27 protein-coding genes are annotated in these 25,716 nt (G+C 62.8%); 6 read left to right on the forward strand and 21 right to left on the reverse strand.

The window, feature by feature from the left end:
- Together J7655_RS15705 and J7655_RS15710 are read right to left on the reverse strand one after the other, a co-directional pair.
- Positions 1-555, reverse strand: coding sequence for a sugar ABC transporter ATPase (locus tag J7655_RS15705; protein WP_230925242.1), 555 nt, complete (start codon positions 553-555; stop codon positions 1-3).
- A 54-nt stretch (positions 556-609) separates the two neighbouring features.
- The gene (locus J7655_RS15710; RefSeq protein ID WP_230925243.1) at positions 610-1,077 is read right to left on the reverse strand and encodes a multidrug/biocide efflux PACE transporter; all 468 of its coding nucleotides are present in this window, start codon (positions 1,075-1,077) and stop codon (positions 610-612) included.
- A gap of 88 nt (positions 1,078-1,165) precedes the next feature.
- On the opposite strand from J7655_RS15710, the gene J7655_RS15715 reads away from it, so the two are divergent.
- The 6 genes from J7655_RS15715 to leuA all read left to right on the forward strand — a co-directional run bounded on the left by J7655_RS15715 (position 1,166) and on the right by leuA (position 8,565).
- A complete protein-coding gene (locus tag J7655_RS15715) occupies positions 1,166-2,044 on the forward strand; it encodes a LysR family transcriptional regulator (RefSeq protein WP_420850889.1) in 879 nt (292 codons plus the stop codon).
- A 27-nt stretch (positions 2,045-2,071) separates the two neighbouring features.
- Entirely contained in the window at positions 2,072-3,451 is a 1,380-nt protein-coding gene (gene xseA, locus J7655_RS15720) for an exodeoxyribonuclease VII large subunit (protein WP_230925245.1), read from the forward strand.
- Between the two features lie 147 nt (positions 3,452-3,598).
- Positions 3,599-4,459: a peptidoglycan DD-metalloendopeptidase family protein gene (locus J7655_RS15725; RefSeq protein WP_230925246.1), complete on the forward strand. Its 861-nt coding sequence runs from the start codon at positions 3,599-3,601 to the stop codon at positions 4,457-4,459.
- 119 nt (positions 4,460-4,578) lie between these two features.
- Entirely contained in the window at positions 4,579-5,841 is a 1,263-nt protein-coding gene (locus tag J7655_RS15730) for a mechanosensitive ion channel family protein (protein ID WP_230925247.1), read from the forward strand.
- 67 nt (positions 5,842-5,908) lie between these two features.
- Entirely contained in the window at positions 5,909-6,574 is a 666-nt protein-coding gene (locus J7655_RS15735; RefSeq protein ID WP_147811546.1) for a glutathione S-transferase family protein, read from the forward strand.
- Positions 6,575-6,894: 320 nt separating this feature from the next.
- Positions 6,895-8,565 (forward strand): 2-isopropylmalate synthase, encoded by a 1,671-nt coding sequence (gene leuA / locus J7655_RS15740; RefSeq protein WP_230925248.1) that lies wholly within the window; start codon positions 6,895-6,897, stop codon positions 8,563-8,565.
- 206 nt (positions 8,566-8,771) lie between these two features.
- On the opposite strand, the gene J7655_RS15745 is transcribed toward leuA, so the two are convergent.
- The 19 genes from J7655_RS15745 to J7655_RS15835 all read right to left on the reverse strand — a co-directional run bounded on the left by J7655_RS15745 (position 8,772) and on the right by J7655_RS15835 (position 25,716).
- Entirely contained in the window at positions 8,772-9,227 is a 456-nt protein-coding gene (locus J7655_RS15745; protein WP_230925249.1) for a hypothetical protein, read from the reverse strand.
- Positions 9,228-9,244: 17 nt separating this feature from the next.
- On the reverse strand, positions 9,245-10,027 hold the full coding sequence (locus J7655_RS15750; protein ID WP_230925250.1) for an amidohydrolase: 783 nt from the start codon (positions 10,025-10,027) through the stop codon (positions 9,245-9,247).
- 61 nt (positions 10,028-10,088) lie between these two features.
- The gene (locus J7655_RS15755; RefSeq protein ID WP_230925251.1) at positions 10,089-11,237 is read right to left on the reverse strand and encodes a pyridoxal phosphate-dependent aminotransferase; all 1,149 of its coding nucleotides are present in this window, start codon (positions 11,235-11,237) and stop codon (positions 10,089-10,091) included.
- Positions 11,238-11,379: 142 nt separating this feature from the next.
- A complete protein-coding gene (gene der / locus J7655_RS15760; protein WP_108235247.1) occupies positions 11,380-12,855 on the reverse strand; it encodes a ribosome biogenesis GTPase Der in 1,476 nt (491 codons plus the stop codon).
- Positions 12,856-12,994: 139 nt separating this feature from the next.
- Entirely contained in the window at positions 12,995-14,146 is a 1,152-nt protein-coding gene (bamB, locus tag J7655_RS15765; RefSeq protein WP_230925252.1) for an outer membrane protein assembly factor BamB, read from the reverse strand.
- Positions 14,139-14,777 (reverse strand): tetratricopeptide repeat protein, encoded by a 639-nt coding sequence (locus J7655_RS15770; RefSeq protein ID WP_230925253.1) that lies wholly within the window; start codon positions 14,775-14,777, stop codon positions 14,139-14,141. The genes bamB and J7655_RS15770 overlap by 8 nt, the downstream gene beginning before the upstream one ends.
- Positions 14,778-14,809: 32 nt before the next feature.
- Positions 14,810-16,096 carry a histidine--tRNA ligase gene (hisS, locus tag J7655_RS15775; protein ID WP_230925254.1) on the reverse strand — a complete coding sequence of 429 codons (1,287 nt, stop codon included), beginning with the start codon at positions 16,094-16,096 and terminating at the stop codon, positions 14,810-14,812.
- A gap of 20 nt (positions 16,097-16,116) precedes the next feature.
- Positions 16,117-17,229, reverse strand: a complete 1,113-nt coding sequence (gene ispG / locus J7655_RS15780) for a flavodoxin-dependent (E)-4-hydroxy-3-methylbut-2-enyl-diphosphate synthase (protein WP_230925255.1) — start codon at positions 17,227-17,229, stop codon at positions 16,117-16,119.
- Positions 17,230-17,232: 3 nt separating this feature from the next.
- On the reverse strand, positions 17,233-18,252 hold the full coding sequence (locus J7655_RS15785) for a RodZ domain-containing protein (RefSeq protein WP_230925256.1): 1,020 nt from the start codon (positions 18,250-18,252) through the stop codon (positions 17,233-17,235).
- Positions 18,249-19,010 carry a type IV pilus biogenesis/stability protein PilW gene (pilW, locus tag J7655_RS15790; protein ID WP_230925257.1) on the reverse strand — a complete coding sequence of 254 codons (762 nt, stop codon included), beginning with the start codon at positions 19,008-19,010 and terminating at the stop codon, positions 18,249-18,251. The genes J7655_RS15785 and pilW overlap by 4 nt, the downstream gene beginning before the upstream one ends.
- A 13-nt stretch (positions 19,011-19,023) precedes the next feature.
- Entirely contained in the window at positions 19,024-20,172 is a 1,149-nt protein-coding gene (gene rlmN, locus J7655_RS15795) for a dual-specificity RNA methyltransferase RlmN (protein WP_230925258.1), read from the reverse strand.
- 26 nt (positions 20,173-20,198) lie between these two features.
- Positions 20,199-20,630 carry a nucleoside-diphosphate kinase gene (gene ndk / locus J7655_RS15800; RefSeq protein WP_074860801.1) on the reverse strand — a complete coding sequence of 144 codons (432 nt, stop codon included), beginning with the start codon at positions 20,628-20,630 and terminating at the stop codon, positions 20,199-20,201.
- 101 nt (positions 20,631-20,731) lie between these two features.
- The gene (gene iscX, locus J7655_RS15805) at positions 20,732-20,932 is read right to left on the reverse strand and encodes a Fe-S cluster assembly protein IscX (protein WP_024309256.1); all 201 of its coding nucleotides are present in this window, start codon (positions 20,930-20,932) and stop codon (positions 20,732-20,734) included.
- A 16-nt stretch (positions 20,933-20,948) separates the two neighbouring features.
- On the reverse strand, positions 20,949-21,290 hold the full coding sequence (gene fdx, locus J7655_RS15810) for an ISC system 2Fe-2S type ferredoxin (protein WP_013716857.1): 342 nt from the start codon (positions 21,288-21,290) through the stop codon (positions 20,949-20,951).
- Between the two features lie 3 nt (positions 21,291-21,293).
- Entirely contained in the window at positions 21,294-23,159 is a 1,866-nt protein-coding gene (gene hscA / locus J7655_RS15815; protein ID WP_230927740.1) for a Fe-S protein assembly chaperone HscA, read from the reverse strand.
- Between the two features lie 45 nt (positions 23,160-23,204).
- On the reverse strand, positions 23,205-23,726 hold the full coding sequence (hscB, locus tag J7655_RS15820; RefSeq protein ID WP_003459692.1) for a co-chaperone HscB: 522 nt from the start codon (positions 23,724-23,726) through the stop codon (positions 23,205-23,207).
- An 8-nt stretch (positions 23,727-23,734) separates the two neighbouring features.
- Positions 23,735-24,058 carry an iron-sulfur cluster assembly protein IscA gene (gene iscA / locus J7655_RS15825; RefSeq protein ID WP_003246232.1) on the reverse strand — a complete coding sequence of 108 codons (324 nt, stop codon included), beginning with the start codon at positions 24,056-24,058 and terminating at the stop codon, positions 23,735-23,737.
- Between the two features lie 13 nt (positions 24,059-24,071).
- A complete protein-coding gene (gene iscU, locus J7655_RS15830) occupies positions 24,072-24,458 on the reverse strand; it encodes a Fe-S cluster assembly scaffold IscU (protein WP_003246233.1) in 387 nt (128 codons plus the stop codon).
- A 43-nt stretch (positions 24,459-24,501) separates the two neighbouring features.
- Positions 24,502-25,716, reverse strand: a complete 1,215-nt coding sequence (locus J7655_RS15835; protein ID WP_003459691.1) for an IscS subfamily cysteine desulfurase — start codon at positions 25,714-25,716, stop codon at positions 24,502-24,504.

Here is a 25,716-nt window from a genome sequence, read left to right on the forward strand (position 1 = left end):
TCAGGCCGGATCGTCTACCTGCACCTGCCTGACGGCAAAGCCCAGGCGGGCGCCGAACTCCTCGACGAACGCCGGGCGCAAGCCGGCTTCCGCCCAACCGTTGAAGATGAACCCCAGGTTGGAAAAACCGCACGGCTGCAGGAATAGGAAACCGTTGATGTCGTCTTCGTGCCCGCATTCCGGGCAGGTGAAGTTGTCGGTCTCCCCTGGCCACCACAGCTCAAGGCTGTCGAACAGCGGCACGCCCACTTCCCTGCGGCATTCGGCACAGCCCGCCTCTTCGAGAAAGTCGCGGGTCGGTACATAAATGCAGCGTTTGGTGATGATCTCCAAACCATTGTGCGGCTGCCCATAAGGCAGCAACTCGGGACGTTGGGCAATATGCCGAGCGCCTGGCCCGATGGCATAGGCCATGCCGTTGCCGCCCTGACCGCAGGTGGTCGGCAGCGCCGCGACGATGTCCCGCTTGACCAGCCAGCGCAGCATGGCCTGGGCCTTTTGCTCATGTGCAGGAAGCGTGGATATCTGCGGGACGAGGATCAGTTGCGCGGTCATGGTGCTCGGAGCTGACAGGGAAAGGGCGGCAGCTTAGCCGCTGCGGCCAGCCAATCAAGCCCCTCGACAGACCGCCTCGTCCAGCTGCGCCTGACGTTGGGCCAGCCAACGCGCACGCAACAGGTCATAGATCCAGTTGAACGCCAGGGTGTAGGGCAGAAAAAACAGAATCAGCACGATATCCAGCAGCAGCGCCTCGAGCAGGCCAATCGACAACCACCAGGCGGCCAATGGCACCAGTGCGACGATCAGGCCCACCTCGAACAGCAGCGCATGACTGACCCGCGCCCACAAGCCGCGCTCGAAACCCAGACGACTCTGCGCGCGGTCGAAGAGGTAGTTGAACAGCATGTTCCACAGCATCGCCACGGTTGAGAACATCAGGGTCAGCACACCCAGGTGCAACAGTGGCTTGTCCATGAACCAGGCCATGGCCGGTGCACAGATGAGCACGGCGATGCCCTCGAAGGCCAGGGCGTGACCGATGCGCTCACGCAGTGAACGCGGCAGGGGCTGACTCATGAAGCGGACCTCGTGATAAGTGGCAACGAGCGCTATGATCATCGGAATACCAGCCAACCCAAAGCCAATAGCCATCGGCCAAACCGATATGAATATTTCACCTGAATCGCTGCAAGCCTTCGCTCAGGCCGCCAACTGCGGCTCGCTCAGCGCTGCGGCGCGACGCCTGGGCAAGAGTCAGTCGACCATCAGCGAGGCCGTCGCGCGCCTGGAAATCGATCTGGGCGTGGCGCTGTTCGAGCGCGGCCCGCGTCAATTGCAACTGACCGACGCCGGCGCCAGCCTGCTGGCCCATGCCGAAGAGGTGTTGAACGCCAGCGACCGCCTGGCGCGACATGCCGCCAGTTTGGCCAAGGGTCAGGAGCCGCGCCTGACCCTGGCACTGTCCGATGCCTACCAGCCGAAACAATACGAGATGCGCCTGCAGGAGCTGGATCAACGCTTTGCCGATCTGCAGTTCGAGAGCCTGATCGCCGAACAGGCCGACGTACTCGACCTGGTTACCCAGGGCCGGGCACAGCTGGGCCTGATCGCGGCACTGCCAGCCTATCCGCCGCATATCGCCCACGCCCGCCTGAACATGAGCAGTGAATTCGGCCTGTTCGTCGCCAAGGATCATCCACTGAGCACGCTGGCCCAGGTACGCCATCACGACCTGTCGCACTGGCGCCTGCTGCGCCTGAGCAGCGTCGCCCATGACGACGCCAACAGCGATGACCTGACTGGTAGCGGCGGCCGCTGCTGGGCCGCGCCGGACTACCTGATGCTGCTGGAGATGGCCCGCCTGGGCTTCGGCTGGGCCGAACTGCCCAGGCAACTGGTCGATGCCTACGGCTTTGGCAGCCTGCATGAGCTGCCCTGCAATGGCTGGCCACGGCGGGTCACGGTGGACGCCATCTGGTCGCGCCAGCGTGAACTTGGCCCGGTGGCAGCCTGGCTGCTCGAGCGTCTGCTCGAAGACAGTTGAGCGCCTCTGCGCTTATCATGCCGCCCCATGATCAATGACCCTTTTGCCCGCCTGAACCTCGACCGCGAGGTGCTCAGCGTCAGCCAACTGAACAACCGCGCCCGCCTGCTGCTGGAGGACGTGTTCGCCGGCATCTGGGTCGAGGGGGAAATCTCCAACCTCGCCCGCCCGGCGTCCGGCCACATCTATTTCACCCTGAAAGACAGCCAGGCCCAGGTGCGCTGCGCGCTGTTCCGGCAGAACGCCGCACGCGTGCGCCAGGCGCTGCGCGACGGCCTGGCGGTGAAGGTGCGCGGCAAGGTTTCGCTGTTCGAGGGCCGCGGCGACTACCAGTTGATTCTCGATGCCGTAGAGCCCGCTGGTGACGGCGCCCTGCGCCTGGCCTTCGAGGCACTCAAGGAAAAGCTCGGCGGCGAAGGCCTGTTCGCCAGCGAACGCAAGATCGCCCTGCCCGCCCACCCCAAGCGCATCGGCATCGTCAGCTCACCGACCGGCGCGGTGATCCGCGACATCATCAGCGTGTTCCGCCGCCGCGCGCCGCAGGTGGAGTTGAACCTGATCCCCACCGCCGTGCAGGGCCGCGAGGCCACGGCGCAGATCGTCCGCGCCCTGCAGCGCGCCGATGCGCAAGGTTACGACGCACTGATCCTGGCCCGTGGCGGCGGTTCGCTGGAAGACCTCTGGTGCTTCAACGAGGAAGCCGTGGCCCGCGCCGTGGCCGCCTGCGTCACGCCCATCGTCAGCGCCGTGGGCCATGAGACCGATGTATCCATCGCCGACTTCGTCGCCGACGTGCGCGCGCCGACGCCCTCGGCCGCCGCCGAACTGCTGGCCCCGGACAGCAGCGAGCTGGTGCAGCGCCTGCACAACCTGCAACGGCGCCTGGTGCTGCACATGCAAGGCCGCTTAGCCCGCGAACGCCTGCGCCTGGAAGGCACCAGCCGACGCCTGCGCCACCCCGGCGAACGCCTGCGCCAGCAGGCCCAGCGCCTGGATGATCTGGACATGCGCCTGCGCCGCGCCTTTAACCAGCAACTGGCCCATCAGCGCGAACGCCTAGCCCGCTTCGACGCACGCCTCACCGCCCAGCATCCAGGCCGCAGCCTGGCTCTGTTGCGCCAGCGCCTCGATGGCCTGGCCACGCGCCTGCCGCGCGCCATGCACAGCCAGCTCCGCAGCCAGCGCCAGCAACTGGGTGCCCTGGCTGCGCAACTGCAGATCGTCAGCCCCTTGGCCACCCTCGGTCGAGGCTACAGCATCCTTCTCGACGAGCGCGGCCAGGCGGTGCGCAGCGCCGCGCAAACCCAGCCCGGCCAGCGTCTCAAGGCGCGCCTGGGCGAAGGTGAACTAGACGTGCGCGTCGAGGACAACCACATACAACCGGCGACCTTGTCGCTGCTGGACTAACACTTGGCAGGGTGGGCCGGGCGGCGCTCCGCTTCAGCCCACCAAGACCCAGCTTCTGTTGGTGGGCTGAAGCCCACCCTACCTTCTAAATGGATTGAGCCAATGCCGACATCCCTGCGTAGGAGCGAGCTCTGCTCGCGAACATTCATGACCCAAAAGCTTCGCGGGCAGAGCCCGCTCCTACACAAGCTGTGCCTGTTCGTCCTAGCGCTGTGTCTGGCCCTGCCCGCCCATGCCGAAGGTTTCATCACCCGCCTGCTGAATAAGCCGGTGCCGGGCGGCGTGGCGGTGGTCGACCTGGGTAATCCGGCGCAGGCGCCCAGGGTGCGTTATCAGGGCAAGCCGGTGCTGACCGTGCATGAAGACGGCCAGCGCTGGATCGCCATTGTCGGCATCCCGCTCAGCGTCAAACCGGGTACCCAGCAGGTAGAGGTCGAGGGCGGCCAGAGGCTGAGCTTTCAGGTCGGCGCCAAGCACTACGCCGAGCAGCGCATCACCATCAAGAACCAGCAGCAGGTCACCCCCAACGCCGCCAACCTCAAGCGCATCGAACGCGAACTGGCCGAGCAGACCCGCGCCTACCAGCAGTTCAGCCCACGCCAGCCAAGCAACCTGCTGTTCGACAGGCCGGTGAACGGCCCGCTGTCCAGCCCCTTCGGCTTGCGGCGCTTCTTCAACGGCGAAGAGCGCAACCCGCATTCGGGCCTGGATTTCGCCGCCAACCGTGGCACGCCGATCAAGGCGCCAGCGGCAGGCAAGGTCATCCTCATCGGCGACTACTTCTTCAACGGCAAGACGGTGTTTCTCGATCACGGCCAGGGGCTGATCAGCATGTTCTGCCACCTCTCCGAGATCGATGTGCAGCTCGGCGACGAGATCGCCCGTGGCGGCCATATCGGCAAGGTCGGCGCCACCGGTCGCGCGACCGGCCCGCACCTGCACTGGAACGTCAGCCTCAACGATGCACGGGTTGACCCGGCGATCTTCATCGGTGCGTTCAAGCCCTGAACCTACGCTGCCTGCAATACCTGCGGTTTGGGTTGATGGCGTATTTTTGTTAGGGTACGGCGGCCAAGATGGCCGGCTTTGAGCGTCGGTCTTTCCTCCTGCCTGCTTCGGAGCCGGAAATGCCGAATGAGTTCGATACCTGGATGGGCTGGCTGAACGAACAGCCTGAACTGCTCACCCTCACCGCCACCTGTGCCCTGCTAGTCGCCGCCTGGCTGTCGAACTGGATCGTCAAACGTATCCTGGTGCGCGCCCTCTACCGCGTGGTCGGCGCGACCACCCTGGGTCGCCATGGCCAGATCAAGGAAAGCGGCATCATCAAGCGCCTGTCGCACATCGTCCCGGCGCTGGTGCTGTCCTCCGGTGTAGCCGTGGTGCCGGGCATGCCCGAGGCCGTGGTGACGGTCACGCAGAACGTCTGCGGCGCCTTCATCGTGCTGACCATCGCCTTGGCCATCGGCGCCCTGCTGGACATTCTCAACACCCTTTACCAGCGCCGGCCCAATGCGCACCTGAAGCCGATCAAGGGCTACCTGCAGGTAATCAAGATCGCCATCTTCGCTATTGCCGCGATCCTCATGGTGGCGGCGCTGATCGACCGCTCGCCGTTGATCCTGCTCTCCGGCCTCGGCGCCATGGCCGCCGTGCTGATGTTGATCTTCCAGGACACCCTGCTGTCGCTGGTAGCCAGCGTACAGATTTCCTCCAGCGACATCGTCCGCGTCGGCGACTGGGTGGAAATGCCGCAGCTCAACGCCGATGGCGACGTGATCGATATCGCCCTGCACACGGTCAAGGTGCAGAACTGGGACAAGACCATCACCACCATCCCGACCAAGCGCTTCATCACCGATCCGTTCAAGAACTGGCGCGGCATGCAGGAGTCAGGTGGCCGACGGATCAAACGTGCGCTGTTTCTGGATCAGACCAGCGTGCACTTCCTCACCGACGAGGAAATCGCCCGCCTGCGCCGCTTCATGCTGCTGGACGAGTACCTCGACCGCAAGGATCAGGAACTGCAGGACTGGAACGCCAAGCTGGCCGAACACGGCAAGGAAGCGGTGAACACCCGCCGCATCACCAACATCGGCAGCTTCCGCGCATATGTCGAGCACTACCTGCGGCACAACCCAAACATCCACCAGAACATGACCCTGCTGGTGCGTCAGCTCAGCCCGACCGCCGACGGTCTGCCGCTGGAGATCTACTGTTTCACCAACACCATCGCCTGGAATGCCTATGAAGGCATCCAGTCGGATATCTTCGACCACCTGCTGGCCATTCTCCCCGAGTTCGGCCTGCGCGTGTTCCAGCACCCGAGCGGTGCGGACATGCGCGAATTGCGACCCACCATTGCCGAGCAGCCAAGGGCGATGCAATAAAACGCTAGTGGTGCGTCCCAGAACGACGTATTACAGAACGCTGCCCCAGAATCGGCCGGAGCTTGCCATGATCACCCTGCATCACCTGAACAACTCGCGCTCCCAGCGCATTCTGTGGATGCTCGAAGAGATCGGCATCGACTACCAGATCAAGCACTACCAGCGCGACCCGCAGACCCTGCTGGCCCCCGCCGAGCTGCGCCAGGTGCATCCGCTGGGCAAGTCACCGCTGATCACCGACGGCGAGCTGACCCTGGCCGAATCCGGCGCCATCATCGAATACCTGGCTGAACGCTATGGCGACTGGCTGCTACCGGCAGCCGGCAGCCCGGAGCGCCTGCGCTGCCGCTACTGGCTGCACTACGCCGAAGGTTCGGCGATGCCACCGCTGCTGCTCAAGCTGGTGTTTGACAAGCTGCGCAGCTCACCCATGCCCTTTTTCATCAAGCCCATCGCCCGTGGCATCGCGGACAAGGTCGGCCAGGCCTTCATCACGCCGCAACTGAAACTGCATTTCGATTACCTGGAAAGCCAGCTGAGCGAGCATGAGTGGTTCGCTGGTGACGCCTTCAGCGCCGCCGACATCCAGCTCAGCTTCCCGCTGGAAGCGGCCGCTGCCCGTGGCGTGCTGGCGAACCATCCACGCCTGCACGACTTCCTGCAACGCATCCACGCCCGCCCGGCCTATCGCCGCGCGCTGGAGAAGGGCGGCGCGTACGACTACGCCGACTGAGCCGGGATCAGGTCTGGCCAGCGGAGAGATTCACCGCCGGCCAGATGCAGCAAACACGATTCGCTGAAAAAACCTCTTTTCGAGCAATAAAATCCCTTGATAAAAACCTATCCGCAATAAATCGGCGTTTTTCCGGCAAGCATTGCCATATCCACGCACGATGGATAGGGTTTCCCCCATGAAAATCGTCAACGTCCTCTTTCTCGTCCGCCAGCTCGCATGCCTGCGACTGGTCAGCCCGCGACTGCGAAGCCCCGCCTGAAACCCCGTTTCATGGCCGCCCGGCCTCGTATTCGACTCCCATTTCGCAGGACCCGCTCATGACCATGCTCAAAGACCCGTCGAAGAAGTACCGCCCGTTTACTCAGATCCAGATTCCGGACCGTACCTGGCCGGACAAGATCATCGACAAGGCGCCGATCTGGCTGTCCACCGACCTGCGCGATGGCAACCAGTCGCTGATCGAGCCGATGGATGCCGAGAAGAAGATGCGCTTCTTCAAGTGCCTGGTCGCTGTGGGTCTGAAGGAAATCGAAGTGGGCTTCCCGTCCGCCTCGCAGACCGATTTCGACTTCGTCCGCGAGCTGATCGAGGGTGGCCACATCCCGGACGACGTCACCATCCAGGTACTCACCCAGGCCCGTGACGACCTCATCGAGCGCACCTTCGAATCGCTCAAAGGTGCCAAGAAGGCCATCGTTCACTACTACAACGCCTGCGCGCCGAGCTTCCGCAAGATTGTCTTCAATCAGGACAAGGCCGGCGTCAAAGCCATCGCTGTGGCCGCTGGCACCACCATCAAGCGCCTGGCCGAGGCCGCGCCGGAAACCCAGTGGGGCTTCGAGTATTCGCCGGAAGTGTTCAGCAGCACCGAAATCGACTTCGCCGTCGAGGTGTGCAACGCAGTGATTGGCGTGTTCCAGCCGACCCCGGCGAACAAGCTGATCCTCAACCTGCCGGCCACCATCGAGTGCGCCACGCCGAACAACTATGCCGACCAGATCGAATGGTTCGGTCGCCACGTCGACCGCCGCGACAGCGTGCTGATCAGCGTGCACACCCATAACGACCGTGGCACCGGCGTCGCCGCCTCGGAACTGGCCGTCATGGCTGGTGCCGACCGCGTCGAAGGCTGCCTGTTCGGCAACGGCGAGCGCACCGGCAACGTCTGCCTGGTGACCCTGGCGCTGAACCTCTACACCCAGGGCGTCGACCCGCAGCTGGATTTCTCCGACATCGATGCGGTGCGCAAGGTGGTCGAGGACTGCAACCAGATTCCGGTGCACCCGCGCCATCCGTATGTCGGCGATCTGGTCCACACCGCCTTCTCCGGCTCGCACCAGGACGCCATCCGCAAGGGCTTCGCCCAACAGAAGTCAGACGCCCTGTGGGAAGTGCCGTATCTGCCGATTGACCCGGCCGACATTGGCCGCGACTACGAGGCGGTGATTCGCGTCAACAGCCAGTCGGGCAAGGGCGGCATCACCTTCCTGCTGGAGCAGGAATACGGCATCAGCCTGCCGCGTCGCATGCAGATCGAGTTCAGCCAGGTGGTGCAGCGTGAAACCGACCGCCTCGGCCTGGAAATGACGGCCGCGCAGATCTACCAATTGCTCGAGACCGAGTACTTGCAGGCACGCAGCCCCTACGCCCTGAAAGGCCATCGCCTGCAGGAAGAGAACGGCACCAGCGCAGTGGATATCGAAGTCATCGAAGGTGCTGAAAAACACCACTGGCGCGGCATTGGCAAGGGCCCGCTGGAGGCGCTGGCGGCAGCCCTGCCGGTTGCCGTCGAGGTGATGGACTACAGCGAGCACGCCATCGGTGCCGGCACCAATGCCAAGGCAGCCGCCTACATCGAGCTGCGCGTCAACGGCGGCCGCGCCCTGCACGGCATCGGCATCGACGAGAACCTCACCACCGCGAGCTTCCGCGCCCTGTTCAGCGCGCTGAACCGCGCCCTGAGCCAGGCCGAGTCGCAAGCGGCCTGAGCCCTGAGCCGAACGCACAACGCCGGGCAATGCCCGGCGTTTTTGTATGCATACGGGAGGGTTATCGCAATTCCGTAGGAGCGGCGCCCCACCGCGAACACCGGCGCCGTCGGCGCGAAAGGCTTCGCCCCGAGGCGAGGCTCCTACGAACAGCCGCCTTGCAGGTACTTGCATGCGTAGCCCGGATGAAATCCGGGAACATGCGCTCAGATATCGAAGATCATCAGCACGGCAAACATCAACGCGGCCAGGCCGAGGGTGAACATCAGGCCAATGCCCAGCGCCCGCCAGTTGGACAGAAATGCCCCCCTGGCTTCGGCATGCTGCTTGAGATCGGCTTCCATCAGGCTCTTGGCAAACATGATCATCGCCATCAACTGGGCGATGGCGAACGGCATGCCGGGCACCTCTTCCGGCAAAAGGAAGGCCAGGCCCAGGGTGACGACCAGAAAGACAACCGCAATCCCCCAGACCATCGCCACGCGATCTGCCTTGCCAAGCACTTGCAGGTTATGCGCCAGCAGCCAGGCGCCAGCCAGCGGTGTACCGATGAAGGTGGCCAGACCGACACCGGCGATGCTGTAGAGCGGCGCCTGAGTGCTAGTGGCCTGTTGCAGATCGGCTTGCGGCGGCTGGAAGGGATTATTTTGCGGTACGTCCATGTTCATCTGGCTCCTGATCAGTTCAAGGTAAAGGCATCGGCATCCAGATGTGCGGGGAAACGCTCGCGGTAGGCGGCCAGCGCCTCGCTCGACAGCCGGGCGCGGAACACACCATCACCCTCGCCTGCCGCCATCAACGTCTCGCCCTGGAAGTCCAACACCTGGGAGTCGCCAGTATAGCCGTGGCCCTTGCCGTCCTCGCCGACGCGGTTCACAGCCGCGACATAGCACAGGTTCTCGATGGCTCGCGCCGGCAGCAGGCTGTTCCAGTGGTGTCGGCGAGCGCCTGGCCAGTTGGCGGTATACAGCAGCAGGTCGGTGCCGCCTGCGTCACGGCTCCAGACCGGGAAGCGTAGGTCGTAGCAGATCAGCGGGCGCACGCGCCAGCCCTTGAGTTCCAGCACGACCTGCTCGCTACCGGCGCTGTAATGCTTGTGCTCACCGGCCATGCGAAACAGGTGGCGCTTGTCGTAATGCGCCAGCGAGCCATCCGGGCGAGCCCAGAGCAGGCGATTGCGATAACTGCCGTCCGCCGCCTGAATGATCAGGCTGCCGCAGATCACCGCATGGATACGCTGCGCCTGCTCACGCAACCAGTGGGTGGTCGGGCCATTCTCGGGCTCGGCCAATGCGGCCGACTCCATGGAAAAGCCGGTGCTAAACATCTCCGGCAGGATCACCAGATCGGCACCGCGCGCCTGCTCCAGCAGTTTCTGGAAGTGCTCGCGATTGGCAGCCGGATCATGCCAGGCCAGGCTGGTCTGGATCAGCACCAGTTCGAGATCGGGTTTATCGCTCATCGCAGTACCTCGCTTGCCGTAATCGTCAACGCCTTGCAGGCGGGTTGCCCCCGCCCTCCCCTTACACCGCGCATAGTTTCTCGGCGGCCTGGCGCAGGGTTTCTTCACGCTTGGCGAAGCAGAAGCGCACCAGACGCATGTCCTTCGGCGCCGACTGATAGAACACCGACACCGGGATCGCCGCCACGCCATGCTCACGGGTCAGCCACTCGGCCATGGCCACGTCGTCCAGATCCGGGCGAATCGCCGAATAGTCGGCCAACTGGAAGTAGGTCCCCGGCGCGCGGGTGAAGGTGAAACGCGAACCCGACAGCAGATCGCAGAACAGATCACGCTTGGCCTGGTAGAAGGCCGGCAGCTCCTCGACATGCTCGGGGCAGGCTGCCATGAAGTCAGCCAGAGCGAACTGCAGCGGCGTCACCCCGCAAAAGTTAACGTACTGGTGAATCTTGCGCAGCTCGGCAGTCAGCGCGGGCGGCGCCACCACGTAGCCGGTCTTCCAGCCGGTGACGTGGTAGGTCTTGCCGAAGGAGCTGACCACGAAGGCGCGCTGATACAGCTCCTCGTGGACCAGCACACTGGCATGGCGGGCGCCGTCGTAGATCAGGTGCTCATAGACCTCATCGCTGATCACATGGATATCGCGGCCACGAATCAGTTCGGCCAGCCTGTCCAGATCGGCACGGGTCAACAACGCACCGCTCGGGTTGTGTGGCGAGTTGAGGAAGATCAGCCGGGTACGCGGCGTGATGGCATCAGCCAGACGCTGCCAGTCGACAGCGAAGTCCGGCAATGCCAGCGGCACATGCACGCAACGTCCACCGGCCAGTTCCACCGACGGCTCGTAACTGTCGTAACAAGGGTCGAGGACGATGGCTTCATACCCCGGACGGATCAGCGCCTGCACCGCGCAAAAGATCGCCTCGGTAGCACCCGGGGTGATGGTGATCTCGCTGTCGGCATCACGTTGCATGCCATAGCTGCGCACGATCTGCGCCGCCACCTGCTGGCGTAGCGCGGGCAGGCCGGTCATCGGGCAATACTGGTTGCGCCCCTCCATGACGTGGCGCGCCACGGCTTCGCGCAGCGCCTGCGGCCCATCGAAATCAGGGAAGCCCTGGGACAGATTGATCGCACCAGTCTCCAGCGCGAGCTGGGACATCCGCGTGAAGATGGTGGTGCCGACGTTGGGCAGTTTGCTGATGAGCATCGCGACTTCCTACGAAGAACAAGGCAAGCCGCGAGGATAGCCGAAGGGCGCCATAGACGGCACCCGCAGCCCTTATGAAAAGAAAGCCAAAGCTTATGCCGTGCATGTCGCATGAAGTCCGGCATGCACGGCGCGGCCACGTTTACTTGCGCTTGTCCTTGCGCTTCTTCTCGGCCTTCTTGTGGTGGCTCATCAGGCGACGTTTCTTGTTCACCTGGCGATCGGTGAGCTTGTTCTTGTTGCCCTCGTAGGGGTTTTCACCGCCCTTGTACTCGATGCGAATCGGCGTACCGACCAGCTTCAGCACTCGGCGGAAGGTGTTCTCCAGGTAACGGGTGTAGGCGCGCGGCACGGCGTCGACCTGGTTGCCGTGGATCACGATCAACGGCGGGTTGGCGCCACCCAGGTGGGCATAGCGCAGCTTGATACGGCGACCGTTGACCAGGGGTGGTGCATGGTCGCTGACGGCATCTTCGAGAATCTGCGTCAGGCGACTGGTCGGCCAGCGGGTAATAGCCGACTTGAACGAGGCCTGCACCGACTTGTACAGATGGCCAACGCCTGTGCCGTGCAGGGCGGAGATGAAGTGGATATCGGCGAAGTCGACGAAGAACAGCCGGCGCTCCAGCTCAGTCTTCACGTAGTCCTTCTGCCCCTGATCCATGCCGTCCCACTTGTTCAGGGCGATGACCAGCGCGCGGCCGCTTTCCAGCACAAAACCGAGCAGGTTGAGGTCGTGGTCGACCACGCCTTCGCGGGCGTCCATGACGAACACCACAACGTTGGAGTCCTGGATGGCTTGCAGCGTCTTGACCACGGAGAACTTCTCCACGGCCTCGAAGATCTTGCCGCGACGGCGCACACCGGCGGTGTCGATCAGGGTGTATTTCTCGTCGTCACGCTCGAAGGGGATGTAGATGCTGTCGCGCGTGGTGCCGGCCTGGTCATAAACGATGACCCGCTCCTCGCCGAGCATACGGTTGACCAGGGTCGACTTGCCCACATTGGGACGGCCGATGATGGCCAGCTTGATACCGTCCTTCTCGCTCGGGCCGGGAATACGCTTGGCCTCCTGGCCTTCCAGCACTTCTTCCTCTTCGCCGCCCTCTTCCGGCTCGCCGGCGTCTTTGGGGAAGGCGCCAAGCACCACTTCGAGCATCTGGGTTATGCCGCGGCCATGGGCACCGGCAATCGCCAGTGGCTCGCCCAGGCCCATGGGGCTGAATTCGGCGCGGGCCAGGTCGACATCGAGGTTGTCGACCTTGTTCACCACCAGAAAGCTCTGCTTGTTCCGACGGCGCAGGTGCTCGCCGATCATCTGGTCCGAGGCGGTCATGCCGGCGCGCGCATCCACCAGGAACAGCACGGCATCGGCCTCTTCAATGGCCTGCAGGGACTGCTCGGCCATCTTCGCATCGATGCCTTCCTCGTCACCGGAAATACCCCCGGTGTCGATCACGATATAGGTACGCCCCTGCCACTTCGCCTCGCCGTACTGGCGGTCGCGGGTCAGACCGGAAAGGTCGCCGACGATGGCGTCGCGGCTACGAGTGAGGCGGTTGAACAGGGTGGACTTGCCGACGTTCGGCCGGCCCACCAGGGCAATTACGGGAACCATCAGGCTCTCCACTTGGTTAATTCAGAAAATGCAAAGGCCGCTGCACGGGCAGCGGCCGGGATGTTTCGTGCTGCCGGACATACCGGCAGCATAGTCAAGGAAGTCGTTCAGTATCGCGCGAGCGTACTGGACAGCGTCCTCACTTGATGGTCAGTGCCACCAACTTACCGCTGTTGCCGTAGACATACAGCCAGTCCCCGACCACCAGTGGTTGGGCACGCAGGCCGTCGCTGTCGATACGGGTACGGCCGACGAAGCGACCATCGACCTGGCTCAGCAGGTGCAGATAGCCCTCGAAGTCACCTACGGCGACATAACTGGAGAACACCGCCGGGCCCGAGAGCTGACGGCGCGCCATCGAATCATTGCTCCACAAAGCCGAGGCGCTGCGTTCGTCGATGCCTTCGACGGTGCCGCTGGCATGGCTGACGTAGACGTTACCAAAGCCCTGGGCAACACCCACCGAACTGGACGCCTCACGCTGCCACAGCACACGCCCGGATTCCAGATCCATGGCTGCGACGCGGCCCTGATAGCTCACGGCATAGACGGTACCGCCGGACAACAGCAGGCCACCGTCGATATCCACCACACGCTCCAGCTCAGAGCGGCCTTGCGCAATGGCAACGCGCTGCTCCCAGACCGGCAGGCCACGCTGGGCGTCGACCGCAATCACCTTGCCACTGGACAGACCGGCAACCACCAGACGGTTGGTCACCAACGGCGCACCAGTACCACGCAGGGTCAGCACGGCCGGAGTATTTTCGACGATCCAGCGCTGGCTGCCGGTGCTGGCATCGAAGGCGATCAGGCGGTCGTCCTGGGTTTGCACCACGACGACATCGCCGTTGCTGGCCGGCGCAGCCAGCACTTCGCTGGTCACACGCGAACGCCACTGCTCTTCACCGTCGCTGGTGTCGAGGGCGATCACTTCACCCTTGAGCGTACCCAGCAGTACCTGGCCGTAACCGACACCGATGGCACCGGACACTGGAATATCGAGTTTCTTGCGCCAGATGACCTTGCCGCTGGTGCGGTCCATGGCCATGACCAGACCTTCGACATCGGCGGCGTAGATCACCTCGCCATCGATGGCCGGTACCAGCATATTGAAGGTTTCACCCTGACCATCACCTACGGAGCGGCTCCACTCGGTACGCAGCTCGACTTCTTCGTCGAATTTGGTCAGTTCAGCGGGCGGCAGTTCCTTCTTGCTATTGCTGCTGCAACCCACGACCAGAACGGCCAGAGCCAGCAGTGCGGCATTCTTCCAACGCATCACGTCACGCATCCCCTTTTGCCAGGTCGTCCAGCTTCATCTGCAGACCGCCAACAGCGGCGTCTTCGGCCAGCGCATCCTTGGCCTTCTGATAGGCGGCGTGCGCGTCATCGCTGCGGCCCAACTGCACCAGCAGGTCGCCCTTGAGTTCTTCACGGCTGGCCAGGTAGGCGTCGTCGACCTTAGCCTCGAGCAACTTCAAGGCTTCTTCGGCCTTGTCCTGCGCCGCCAGTACGAGTGCCAGACGCTGACGTGCCAGCTCGCCCAGCGTGGCATCGGCCGGCTTGTCGACTACAGCTTGCAGCGCGGCTGCGGCATCGTCGAGGCGACCCGCTTCGACCGCGACCTTGGCGACGAACAGGCTGCCGTACTGAGCATAGTGAGTACCGGCGAACTCGCTATCGAGCTTACCGGCCAACTCGGCGACTTTCGCGGCATCGGGCTTGCCGGCCGGGTCCAGCGCCGTTTCCAGCAGTTGCTGATAGAGCACCGAAGCACCCTGCGCCTGATTGTCCTGGTACTTCTGCCAGCCCTGCCAGCCGAATACGGCTACCAGCGCCAGTACGCCACCAGCGAGCAAAGGCTTGCCGTTGCGATCCCACCAATCCTTGAGTTGCGCGATCTGTTCGTCTTCGGTCTGCATGTCTAACCCCGTACTCCTAATCGAGAACCTGCTCAGGCCTGCTGGCAGGCAGCCAGATGCTCAGCCAGAGCATCCCAGGCAACACTTTGTTGTTCACTGTCGTCGCGCAGCGGTTTGCAACCTACCACGCGCCCGGCCAATTCGTCGTCCCCCAGAATCAGCGCATAACGTGCGCCGCTCTTGTCGGCTTTCTTGAACTGGCTCTTGAAACTGCCGCCACCGGTGTTGAGCAACAGACGCAGCCCCGGTAACTCATCACGCAGACGCTCGACCAGGGTCAAGGCTGCCAGCTCCGCTGCCTCACCAAAGGCGCAGACGTACACGTCAGCCGCACGATTGAGTTCGGCCGGCAGCAGCTCGAGAGTCTCCAGCAGCAACACCAGACGCTCGACGCCCATGGCGAAACCGACACCCGGCGTAGCCTTGCCGCCCAGCATGGAAACCAGGCCGTCGTAACGGCCACCGGCACACACCGTACCCTGGGCACCGAGTTTGTCGGTGACCCACTCGAATACGGTGCGATTGTAATAGTCCAGGCCACGCACCAGCTTGTGGTTGATCTGATAGCGAATACCGGCCGCATCCAGGCGCGCCTTGACGCCCTCGAAGTGCAGACGCGATTCCTCGTCGAGGTAGTCGACCAGAGTCGGCGCATCAACCAGCACGGCCTGGGTCGCCTCGTTCTTGCTGTCGAGGATGCGCAGCGGGTTGGTGGTCAGGCGGCGCTGGCTGTCTTCGTCGAGCTGATCGAAGCGCTCACGCAGGTACGCCACCAGCGCATCGCGATAGGCCGCGCGCGCCTCGCTGGAACCCAGACTGTTGAGCTGCAGGGTCACGGCATCGGCCAGACCGAGCTTTTTCCACAGACGCCAGGTGAGCACGATCAGCTCGGCATCGACATCCGGCCCGGACAGGTTGAAGGCTTCCACACCGATCTGGTGAAACTGGCGATAGCGCCCCTTCTGTGGCTTCTCGTAACGGAACATGGGGCCGGCATACCACAGCTTCTGCACCTGACCGCCACCGGCCAGGCCATGCTCAAGCACGGCACGCACGCAACCGGCGGTGCCTTCGGGACGCAGGGTCAGGGATTCTTCGTTGCGATCGAGGAAGGTGTACATCTCCTTGTCGACCACGTCGGTGCCTTCACCGATACCGCGAGCGAACAGCTCGGTGTATTCGACGATGGGTAGGCGGATTTCCTTGTAGCCATAACCGTCGAGCAGGTTGACCAGGGTACTTTCCAGGTAACGCCAGGCAGGCGTCTGCTCCGGCAGGATGTCGTTCATGCCACGAATGGCTTGCAGGGACTTGCTCAAATGTATTCCTTACGCACGGATCAGCCGCGCACGATCACGGCAGCATCGGCGGCGGCCTTTTCGGCCGCCTTGTCGCGAATGAGCTTTTCCAGCTCGTCCACCAGGTTTTCGTTGGTCAGCTTCGAGGCCGGTTTGCCATCGATATAGACCAGGTTGTTCGGGCTACCGCCCGTGAGGCCAATATGCGCCTCCTTGGCTTCGCCAGGACCATTGACCACGCAGCCGATCACGGCCACGTCCAGCGGCACCAGCAGATCCTCGACGCGCGTTTCCAGCTCGTTCATGGTCTTGACCACATCGAAGTTCTGCCGCGAGCAGCTCGGGCAGGCGATGAAGTTGATGCCACGCGAGCGCAGGCGCAGGGACTTGAGGATGTCGAAACCGACCTTGATCTCTTCCACCGGGTCGGCAGCCAGCGAGATACGGATGGTATCGCCAATGCCGTCAGCCAGCAGCATGCCCAGACCGACAGCGGATTTCACCGTACCGGAACGCAGGCCGCCAGCTTCGGTGATACCCAGGTGCAGCGGCTGCTCGATCTGTTTGGCCAGCAGGCGATAAGCCTCGACGGCCATGAACACGTCGGAGGCTTTCACACTGACCTTGAAATCAGCGAAGTTCAGGCGATCCAGATGCTCCACATGGCGCAGTGCAGACTCGACCAAGGCCTCGGGCGTCGGCTCGCCGTACTTCTTTTGCAGATCCTTTTCCAGTGAGCCGGCGTTGACGCCGATGCGGATCGGGATGCCCTTGTCGCGAGCGGCTTCAACCACCGCCCTGACGCGATCTTCACGACCGATATTGCCAGGGTTGATGCGCAGGCAGTCGACACCCAGCTCAGCCACACGCAGGGCGATCTGGTAGTCGAAGTGAATGTCGGCCACCAGCGGTACACGCACCTGCTGCTTGATGCGGCCGAACGCCTCGGCGGCGTCCATGTCCGGCACGGAAACCCGCACGATATCGGCACCGGCATCTTCCAGGCGACGGATCTGTGCCACAGTGGCAGCCACATCGTTGGTGTCGGTATTGGTCATGCTCTGCACGGCAATCGGCGCATCGCCGCCTACCGGTACCGAGCCAACCCAAATCTTGCGCGACAGGCGGCGCTTGATCGGCGATTCGCAATGCATGTTTTACAACCCCAGTTTCAGGCGTGCGGTTTCGCCTGTGGTGTGCGGCGCAACGTCCACGCTTTCGCCGTTATAGGTCACCTGAGCGCCACGGGCGAAACCCAGGCGCAACTCAAGCGGTGCCTTACCGACCAGTTCAATGCGCTCACCGCTGCGCTTGAGCGCGCTGAGCAGCACCTTGCCATCGGCATCGGTCACCTGCGTCCAACAATCGGCGGTGAACTGCACATTGACTACGCCCTGCCCAGCGGCCACAGCCGGCGCAGGCGATGGTGCCGGCACCGGCGCCGGCGCAGTGGCTGCAGGCGCTGCAGCCTGAGCAGCGACAGGTTCCGCTGCAACCGCTGCCGGCGCTGCATTTGCAGCCTCGGCAATGGGTGCGGCAGCGTTTTCAGGCGCGACCTCGGCAGCCGGCTGCTCGGCAGCGCCAGCATCTTCCGGAGCCTGTCCCGGTTCAACCGGCAACAGCAGCGGGCTGCTTGGCTCACGGCCCTGCACATCGGCAACTGCCTGATCTTCCGGCTCGGCCAAGGAGTGCACCTGGGTCGTACCGTCGGCACCCTCCACCTCTACATGCTCGAGCCCCAGATCGGCCAGGCTGGCAACCGGGCGGCCCTGATCCTGCCACCAGAAGAAACCGCCACCAATCAACGCCAGCAGCAACAAAAAGCTGACCAGACGCAGGATGCTCTGCGAATAGCGCACCGGCTCCTCGATACGGCCCAGCGCATGCACGCTGCTGCCGCTGGAATCGGCGCCGGTGAACTGATCGAACTCCATCGCCAGGCGGTTCTGATCCATCTCCAGCAATTTGGCGTAGGCCCGGATGTAGCCACGGGCAAAGGTGTGGCCCGGCAGCTTGTCGAAGGCACCGGCCTCGATCTGGGCAAGACGCTGCGGCGTCAGATTGAGCTGCGTCGCCACCTCGGCAATGCTCAGCCCCTTGATTTCACGGGCCTGACGCAGGCTTTCACCAGGATTGGTCGGCATCGGCTGATTCACTTCGCTATGTGCCGCGTTCATTGTTGCCCCGAAACATATTGCTGATATTCCCGAGAAGCCGGGTACAGGCGCCGTAATTGCAGGCCCAGGCTGGCAGCCCGGTCACGGTCCTCGAACACTTCGGCCAGGCGTGCACCCAGCAACAGGCTACGCGCGTTCTGCGGCGCCATATCGCTGTAACTGTCGTAGTAACGACGAGCCGGTACGTATTCCTTGTCCTCGTAGGACATGACGGCCATTTCCAGCAACGCACGCGGCTGGCGACTGCTCAGGCGCAGGGCACGCTGAAAGTATTGCTTGGCCTGCTCACGCTGGTTCAGTTGCAGGGCCGTGAGCCCCAGATTCTCGAACACCCGGGAGCGCTCCGGGTAGAGATTGTCTTCTGCGGCCTTGAGGTAGGTGTTCATGGCGTCCTGATAACGCTGCTGCTCGAACAGGAAACCACCGTAGTTATTCAGCAAGCGCGCGTCGTTCGGGCGCTGCGACAGCGCCTTGCGAAAATGCTCGTCAGCCAGCTTCGACTCCATCTCCAGCTGGAAGGCCATGGCCAGCGCGGCATGGGCATCCGCGTTCGAGGAGTCCAGCTCCAACGCATTCTTCAGCGGCACCTTGGCACGCTGGGTATCGCCCTGCTGGATATAGGCGATACCGAGTTGCACATAGGCATCGCGTGCTTCGTCACGCCCTTTCGCCGTACGCATGGGGTCGACATCGCCCGTGGTCACGCAACCACCGAGCAAACTGGCAACAAGCAATAGCAGCGTAGGGCGCAGGGTCATGGACATCCTCTCTTCAATTTCGATTGGCGGCAGCATGAGGCTCTTGTGCCTCGTTGCCCAGCTGGCGCACGGCAATGTAACGCTCGCTGCGCCGAGTACGATCCATGACCTGACCAACCAGCTGGCCGCACGCCGCATCGATATCGTCACCGCGCGTGGTGCGCACCGTGACGTTGTGCCCGGCCTTGTGCAACAGATCCTGGAAGCGGCGAATGGCATTATTGCTGGGCCGCTCGTACCCCGAGAAGGGGAAGGGATTAAACGGAATTAGGTTGATCTTGCAAGGCACATCGGCCAGAAGTGCGATCATCTGCTCAGCATGCTCAGGCTGATCGTTGACGCCCTTGAGCAGGGTGTACTCGATGGTCAGCACGCGCTTCTCGCCCAGCTTGGAGACGTAGCGCTTGCAAGCTGCCAGCAGCATGTCCAGCGGGTACTTCTTGTTGATCGGCACCAGTTGGTTACGCAGCTCGTCATTGGGCGCGTGCAGCGACAGGGCCAGGGACACGTCGATGACTTCAGCCAGCTTGTCGATCATCGGCACCACGCCGGAGGTGGACAGCGTCACCTTGCGTTTGGAGATGCCGTAACCGAGGTCGTCCATCATGATCTGCATGGCGGAGACGACGTTGTCGAAATTCAGCAGCGGCTCGCCCATGCCCATCATCACCACGTTGGTGATGGCGCGATCGATCTTCGCCGGCACGGTGCCGAAGGATTTGTTGGCGATCCACACCTGGCCGATGATCTCGGCGCTGGTCAGGTCGCTGTTGAAGCCCTGTTTGCCGGTGGAGCAGAAGCTGCAGTCCAGGGCGCAACCGGCCTGCGACGACACGCACAGGGTGCCGCGGCCGTTCTGCGGGATATACACGGTTTCCACGCAGCTGCCCGACGCCACACGCACCACCCACTTGCGCGTGCCATCGGCGGAAATATTCTCGCTGACCACTTCCGGGCCGCGAATCTCGGCAGAGGCCTCGAGCTTCTCGCGCAAGGCCTTGCCGACATTGGTCATGGCGGCGAAATCATCGACGCCAAAGTGGTGAATCCACTTCATTACCTGGCCGGCACGGAAGCGCTTCTCGCCGATGGACTCGAAGAACTGCTCCATTTCCGGCTGGGTCAGGCCCAGCAGGTTGATCTTGCCGGAGGTATTGGTCATGGCTTCACCCTCGCTTCATTCGCCAATCAGCGAATGCGCGCGCACAGCTCGGTAGCGGAGAAGAAGTAAGCGATCTCGCGCGCAGCGGAAGCTTCGGAGTCCGAACCGTGAACGGCGTTTTCGTCGATGGAAACGGCGAAATCGGCACGAATGGTGCCCGGAGCAGCTTCTTTCGGGTTGGTAGCGCCCATCAGCTCGCGGTTCTTGGCAACGGCGTTCTCGCCTTCCAGAACCTGAACGATGACCGGGCCGGAGGTCATGAAGGCGACCAGATCCTTGAAGAAGCCGCGCTCGCTGTGCTCAGCGTAGAAACCGGCAGCTTCGCGCTCGGACAGTTGCACCATCTTCGAAGCGACGACGCGCAGACCGGCCTTTTCGAAACGGGTGGTGATCTCACCGATGACGTTCTTGGCAACGGCGTCAGGCTTGATGATGGAGAAAGTACGTTGAACAGCCATGTGAAGCTCCAGAAACTTTAGGGTTAAAGCGAAAAATTAAACCCGCGAATTATACGCGGGTTCAGGTTAAAAGCGTAGGCCAGGCGCCGTAAGCGCCTGTTTCAGTCAAGCTCTTCGATCCAGGCGGCCTGTATCGCCTCCAGCACCTTCTCACCCCCGCGCTGCGGGTCATCGGAAAACTGCGGCAAAGCCACGACCCAGCGGTGCAGATCGACGAAGTTCACGTAGCGCGGATCGACATCCGGCTTTTGTTCGCTCAGCTCGATGGCGATGTCCAGTACATCGGCCCACTTCAGACTCATGATCATGTTTCCTGGATCAGTGCGGCGCTTCGGCCGCGTGATTAAGCGAATACTTGGGAATCTCGATGGTGAGATCTTCTTCACCGACGATAGCCTGACAGGCCAGGCGCGAGTGAGCCTCAAGCCCCCACGCCTTGTCCAGATAGTCCTCTTCCAGCTCGTCGGCCTCGTTCAGCGAGTCGAAGCCCTCGCGCACGATGCAGTGACAGGTGGTGCAGGCGCACACGCCACCGCAGGCGCTTTCCATCTCGATATGGTGCTCATGGGCCAGCTCGAGGATGGAAATACCAGGCTCAGCCTCGACCACCAGGCCATCCGGGCAGAAGCGCTCGTGGGGCAGAAAAATTACCTGCGGCATCAATTATTCCTCGATCTCGTTCAGATTGCGCCCGGCAAGCGCGGCTTTAACCGTCGAATCCAGGCGCCTGGCAGCGAATGCGTCGGTGACCTGCGACAGGCGTTTGGTCTGTCGCTCGATGGCCAGACCGTCGCTGCCGGCCAGCAGATCGCGCAACTCCTGCACCTGCAGCTCGATGACCTCGCGCTCCTCGGCGTCCAGCAAACGCTCGCCATCGGCCTCCAGGGCGCCTTCGACCGCCTCGATCAGGCGCTGGGCATCGACCTGCTGCTCACGCAGCACGCGCGCGGCCTTGTCGTCGCCGGCGTTCTGGAAGGAGTCCTGCAGCATGCGCGCGATCTCGCCATCAGTCAGACCATAGGACGGCTTGACCTGGATGCTCGACTCGATGCCGGAACTCAGCTCCCGCGCCGCGACACTGAGCAGGCCATCAGCATCGACCTGGAAGGTCACGCGAATCTTCGCTGCACCCGCGACCATCGGCGGAATGCCGCGCAGCTCGAAGCGCGCCAGCGAACGGCAGTCGGCGATCAGCTCGCGCTCGCCCTGCAGCACATGAATCATCATGGCCGTCTGGCCATCCTTGTAGGTGGTGAATTCCTGCGCACGCGCCACCGGGATGGTGGTATTGCGCGGAATCACCTTTTCCATCAGCCCGCCCATGGTTTCCAGGCCGAGCGACAGTGGAATCACATCCAGCAGCAGCAACTCCTCGCCATCGTCACGCTGATTACCCGCCAGGGCATCGGCCTGGATTGCTGCACCGATGGCCACCACCTGATCCGGATCGATATTGGTCAGCGGCGCACGACCGAACAGCTCGCCTACCGCCTCGCGCACACGCGGCACACGGGTCGAGCCACCCACCATGACCACGGCACTGACCTCTTCCAGCTCGACACCCGAATCACGCACCGCGCGCCGGCAAGTCTTGAGGCTGCGCGCCACCATCGGCTCGATCAGCGTCTCGAACTGCTCGCGGCTCAACACAGCGCGCCAGTCGCCATGGCTCAGTTCGGTGCTGTCCGCCTCGGTCAGCGCCTCTTTCGCGGCACAGGCAGCCTGTAGCAGGCTGCGCTGGGTTGCCGGATCGAGATCGCTGGAAATCCCGGCCTGCTGGATGATCCAGTCGGCAATGGCATGATCGAAGTCGTCGCCACCCAGGGCGCTGTCGCCACCGGTGGCCAGTACCTCGAAAACACCGCCGGTCAGGCGCAGGATGGAAATATCAAAGGTGCCGCCGCCCAGGTCATAGATAGCAACCACGCCTTCGGCCTTCTGATCCAGACCATAAGCGACAGCGGCAGCAGTGGGTTCGTTGAGCAGACGTAGCACGCTAAGGCCGGCAAGACGCGCGGCATCCTTGGTGGCCTGACGCTGCGCGTCATCGAAGTAGGCCGGCACGGTAATCACCGCGCCCACCAGCTCGCCACCCAGCGTTTGCTCGGCACGCAAACGCAGAGTCTTGAGAATTTCCGCCGAGACTTCCACCGGGCTCTTGGCACCCTGCACGGTCTCGATGAAGGGCATGTGCGACTCGCCCGCCACGAAGCGATAGGGCAATTGCTCGCCAAGCTGATGCACATCGGCGATACCGCGCCCCATCAGGCGCTTGACCGACAACACGGTGTTCAACGGATCACTGGCAGCAGCCGACTTGGCCGACTCGCCGACCTCGATGCTGGCAGCGTGATAACGCACCGCCGAAGGCAGGATGACCTTGCCGGCAGCATCGGCCAGAGGCTCGGCCAGACCACTGCGCACGGCAGCGACCAGTGAATTGGTGGTGCCCAGGTCAATACCCACTGCCAGCCGACGCTGGTGCGGTTGCGGGCTCTGTCCTGGCTCGGCGATCTGCAATAAGGCCATGGTCTTCTTGAAATCATCAGGCAGGCTGCCGAGGCAACCCACAGGTTAATCGTCGAGGCGCTCTTCTAGTTGGCGCACTTCATGGGAGAGCTTGTCGAGAAACTGCATCCGCCGCATCAGGCGCTCAGCCTCTTCGCGACGAGCATCGTCGTCCCAGCATGCCGCGAAGCGCTCATTGAGCGCCTCCTGAGCGGTCTTCAGGCGACGCTTGAAGGCTGCGACACCAGCCAGGTCGGCGTCGTCCTGCAGCTCTTCCAGCTCTTCGCGCAGCTGCATCTGCTGCAGGAGAAAATCCGGGTCCTGCACCGTCACTTCCAGCGGAAGCTCCGGCCCACGCATGGCCAGCAGGTAACGGGCACGCTGCGATGGCGTTTTCAGAATCTGATACGCCTCGTTGAGACAGGCCGAGCGCTCCAGCGCCAGGCGCTGCTCACGCTCGCCGGCATCGGCGAAACGGTCAGGATGAACCTGACGCGCCAGCTCGCGGTAACGCGCAGCCAGCTGATCCAGATCCAGACGAAAACTCGGCTGCAGGTCGAACAGAGCGAAATGGCAGGGATTACCCATTCATGGCCTCAGACATTGAAGCTTTCGCCGCAACCGCATTCGCCGCGCACGTTGGGGTTGTTGAACTTGAAGCCCTCGTTGAGGCCTTCCTTGACGAAGTCCAACTCGGTGCCATCGAGATAGACCAGGCTCTTGGGATCGATGATCACCTTGACGCCATGGCTTTCGAATACCTGATCCTCGGCCGCCAGTTCATCAACGAACTCGAGCACATAGGCCAGGCCGGAACAACCGGTAGTACGCACACCGAGGCGAATACCCTCGCCCTTGCCGCGCCCCTCGAGGGAGCGCTGCACATGACGAGCGGCTGCTTCAGACATGGTGATGGCCATTACAAACCTCGTATCAGAGCAAGCCTTTCTTCTGCTTGTAGTCGCGCACGGCGGCCTTGATGGCATCCTCGGCGAGCACGGAGCAGTGAATTTTCACCGGCGGCAGTGCCAGTTCTTCGGCGAGCTGGGTGTTCTTGATGCTCTCGGCTTCATCCAGGGTCTTGCCCTTCATCCACTCGGTGGCGAGGGAGCTGGAGGCAATAGCCGAACCGCAGCCATAGGTCTTGAACTTGGCGTCTTCGATCACGCCGCTTTCGTTGACCTTGATCTGCAGACGCATGACGTCGCCGCAAGCCGGCGCGCCGACCATACCGGTGCCGACATCGGGATCTTCGGCATTGAGCTTGCCGACGTTGCGCGGATTTTCGTAGTGGTCGATGACCTTGTCACTGTAAGCCATGCTGTACTTCCTCTCTCATCAGGTGCCGCTCTTCAGGCAGCTATCAGTGTGCTGCCCATTCCACGGTGGAAAGGTCGACACCTTCTTTGAACATATCCCACAGGGGCGACAGTTCGCGCAGCTTATCCACAGCCTCACGAACCTTGGCGGCAGCGTAATCGACCTCTTCTTCAGTGGTGAAACGACCGAAGGTGAAGCGAATCGAGCTGTGCGCCAGCTCGTCGTTGCGGCCCAGGGCACGCAGCACGTAGGACGGCTCCAGGGAAGCCGAAGTGCACGCCGAACCGGACGATACGGCGAGGTCCTTGAGCGCCATGATCAGCGACTCGCCCTCGACGTAGTTGAAACTCAGGTTGAGGTTGTGCGGCACACGCGCCGTCAGGCTGCCGTTGACGTACAACTCTTCCATGCCTTCGAGCTGGCGGTAGAAGCGATCACGCAGCGCAGTGATGCGCTGGTTTTCCGCCGCCATCTCCTGCTTGGCGATACGGAAGGCCTCACCCATGCCGACGCACTGGTGGGTGGCCAGGGTGCCGGAACGCATGCCGCGCTCATGACCACCACCGTGGGTCTGCGCCTCCAGACGCACACGCGGCTTGCGGCGTACGTACAGGGCACCGACACCCTTGGGGCCGTAGGTCTTGTGCGCCGAGAAGGACATCAGGTCGACCTTCATCTTCTCCAGGTCGATCTCCACCTTGCCGGTGGACTGCGCGGCATCGACGTGCAGCAACACGCCACGCGAGCGGGTCAGCTCACCAATGGCAGCGATGTCGTTGATGGTGCCGATTTCGTTGTTGACGTGCATGACCGACACCAGCACGGTGTCCTCACGCAGCGCAGCCTCGATCATGGCCGGGGTGATCAGGCCATCTTCGCCTGGCTCCAGATAAGTCACCTCGAAGCCTTCGCGCTCGAGCTGGCGGGTCGTATCCAACACCGCCTTGTGCTCGATCTTCGAGGTGATGATGTGCTTGCCCTTGCTGGTGTAGAAGTGCGCAACACCCTTGATCGCCAGGTTGTTGGACTCGGTTGCACCGCTGGTCCAGACGATTTCGCGCGGGTCGGCATTGACCAGTTCGGCGACCTGACGGCGGGCATTTTCCACCGCTTCTTCGGCCTTCCAGCCAAACACATGCGAGCGCGAAGCCGGGTTGCCGAAGTTACCATCGACCAGCAGGCACTCGCTCATTTTCTGCGCCACACGCGGATCGACCGGCGTGGTAGCGGAATAATCGAGGTAAATAGGCAATTTCAT

Source organism: Pseudomonas wenzhouensis (assembly GCF_021029445.1).
Lineage (GTDB): Bacteria > Pseudomonadota > Gammaproteobacteria > Pseudomonadales > Pseudomonadaceae > Aquipseudomonas > Aquipseudomonas wenzhouensis.

Excerpts from the sequence above, each read along its gene's own strand:
- J7655_RS15705 (WP_230925242.1), bottom strand. The coding sequence starts at position 555 with ATGACCGCGCAACTGATCCTCGTCCCGCAGATATCCACGCTTCCTGCA.
- J7655_RS15710 (WP_230925243.1), bottom strand. The coding sequence starts at position 1,077 with ATGAGTCAGCCCCTGCCGCGTTCACTGCGTGAGCGCATCGGTCACGCC.
- J7655_RS15715 (WP_420850889.1), top strand. The coding sequence starts at position 1,166 with ATGAATATTTCACCTGAATCGCTGCAAGCCTTCGCTCAGGCCGCCAAC.
- xseA (WP_230925245.1), top strand. The coding sequence starts at position 2,072 with ATGATCAATGACCCTTTTGCCCGCCTGAACCTCGACCGCGAGGTGCTC.
- J7655_RS15725 (WP_230925246.1), top strand. The coding sequence starts at position 3,599 with ATGACCCAAAAGCTTCGCGGGCAGAGCCCGCTCCTACACAAGCTGTGC.
- J7655_RS15730 (WP_230925247.1), top strand. The coding sequence starts at position 4,579 with ATGCCGAATGAGTTCGATACCTGGATGGGCTGGCTGAACGAACAGCCT.
- J7655_RS15735 (WP_147811546.1), top strand. The coding sequence starts at position 5,909 with ATGATCACCCTGCATCACCTGAACAACTCGCGCTCCCAGCGCATTCTG.
- leuA (WP_230925248.1), top strand. The coding sequence starts at position 6,895 with ATGACCATGCTCAAAGACCCGTCGAAGAAGTACCGCCCGTTTACTCAG.
- J7655_RS15745 (WP_230925249.1), bottom strand. The coding sequence starts at position 9,227 with ATGGACGTACCGCAAAATAATCCCTTCCAGCCGCCGCAAGCCGATCTG.
- J7655_RS15750 (WP_230925250.1), bottom strand. The coding sequence starts at position 10,027 with ATGAGCGATAAACCCGATCTCGAACTGGTGCTGATCCAGACCAGCCTG.
- J7655_RS15755 (WP_230925251.1), bottom strand. The coding sequence starts at position 11,237 with ATGCTCATCAGCAAACTGCCCAACGTCGGCACCACCATCTTCACGCGG.
- der (WP_108235247.1), bottom strand. The coding sequence starts at position 12,855 with ATGGTTCCCGTAATTGCCCTGGTGGGCCGGCCGAACGTCGGCAAGTCC.
- bamB (WP_230925252.1), bottom strand. The coding sequence starts at position 14,146 with ATGCGTGACGTGATGCGTTGGAAGAATGCCGCACTGCTGGCTCTGGCC.
- J7655_RS15770 (WP_230925253.1), bottom strand. The coding sequence starts at position 14,777 with ATGCAGACCGAAGACGAACAGATCGCGCAACTCAAGGATTGGTGGGAT.
- ispG (WP_230925255.1), bottom strand. The coding sequence starts at position 17,229 with ATGCATTGCGAATCGCCGATCAAGCGCCGCCTGTCGCGCAAGATTTGG.
- J7655_RS15785 (WP_230925256.1), bottom strand. The coding sequence starts at position 18,252 with ATGAACGCGGCACATAGCGAAGTGAATCAGCCGATGCCGACCAATCCT.
- pilW (WP_230925257.1), bottom strand. The coding sequence starts at position 19,010 with ATGACCCTGCGCCCTACGCTGCTATTGCTTGTTGCCAGTTTGCTCGGT.
- rlmN (WP_230925258.1), bottom strand. The coding sequence starts at position 20,172 with ATGACCAATACCTCCGGCAAGATCAACCTGCTGGGCCTGACCCAGCCG.
- ndk (WP_074860801.1), bottom strand. The coding sequence starts at position 20,630 with ATGGCTGTTCAACGTACTTTCTCCATCATCAAGCCTGACGCCGTTGCC.
- iscX (WP_024309256.1), bottom strand. The coding sequence starts at position 20,932 with ATGAGTCTGAAGTGGGCCGATGTACTGGACATCGCCATCGAGCTGAGC.
- fdx (WP_013716857.1), bottom strand. The coding sequence starts at position 21,290 with ATGCCGCAGGTAATTTTTCTGCCCCACGAGCGCTTCTGCCCGGATGGC.
- hscA (WP_230927740.1), bottom strand. The coding sequence starts at position 23,159 with ATGGCCTTATTGCAGATCGCCGAGCCAGGACAGAGCCCGCAACCGCAC.
- hscB (WP_003459692.1), bottom strand. The coding sequence starts at position 23,726 with ATGGGTAATCCCTGCCATTTCGCTCTGTTCGACCTGCAGCCGAGTTTT.
- iscA (WP_003246232.1), bottom strand. The coding sequence starts at position 24,058 with ATGGCCATCACCATGTCTGAAGCAGCCGCTCGTCATGTGCAGCGCTCC.
- iscU (WP_003246233.1), bottom strand. The coding sequence starts at position 24,458 with ATGGCTTACAGTGACAAGGTCATCGACCACTACGAAAATCCGCGCAAC.
- J7655_RS15835 (WP_003459691.1), bottom strand. The coding sequence starts at position 25,716 with ATGAAATTGCCTATTTACCTCGATTATTCCGCTACCACGCCGGTCGAT.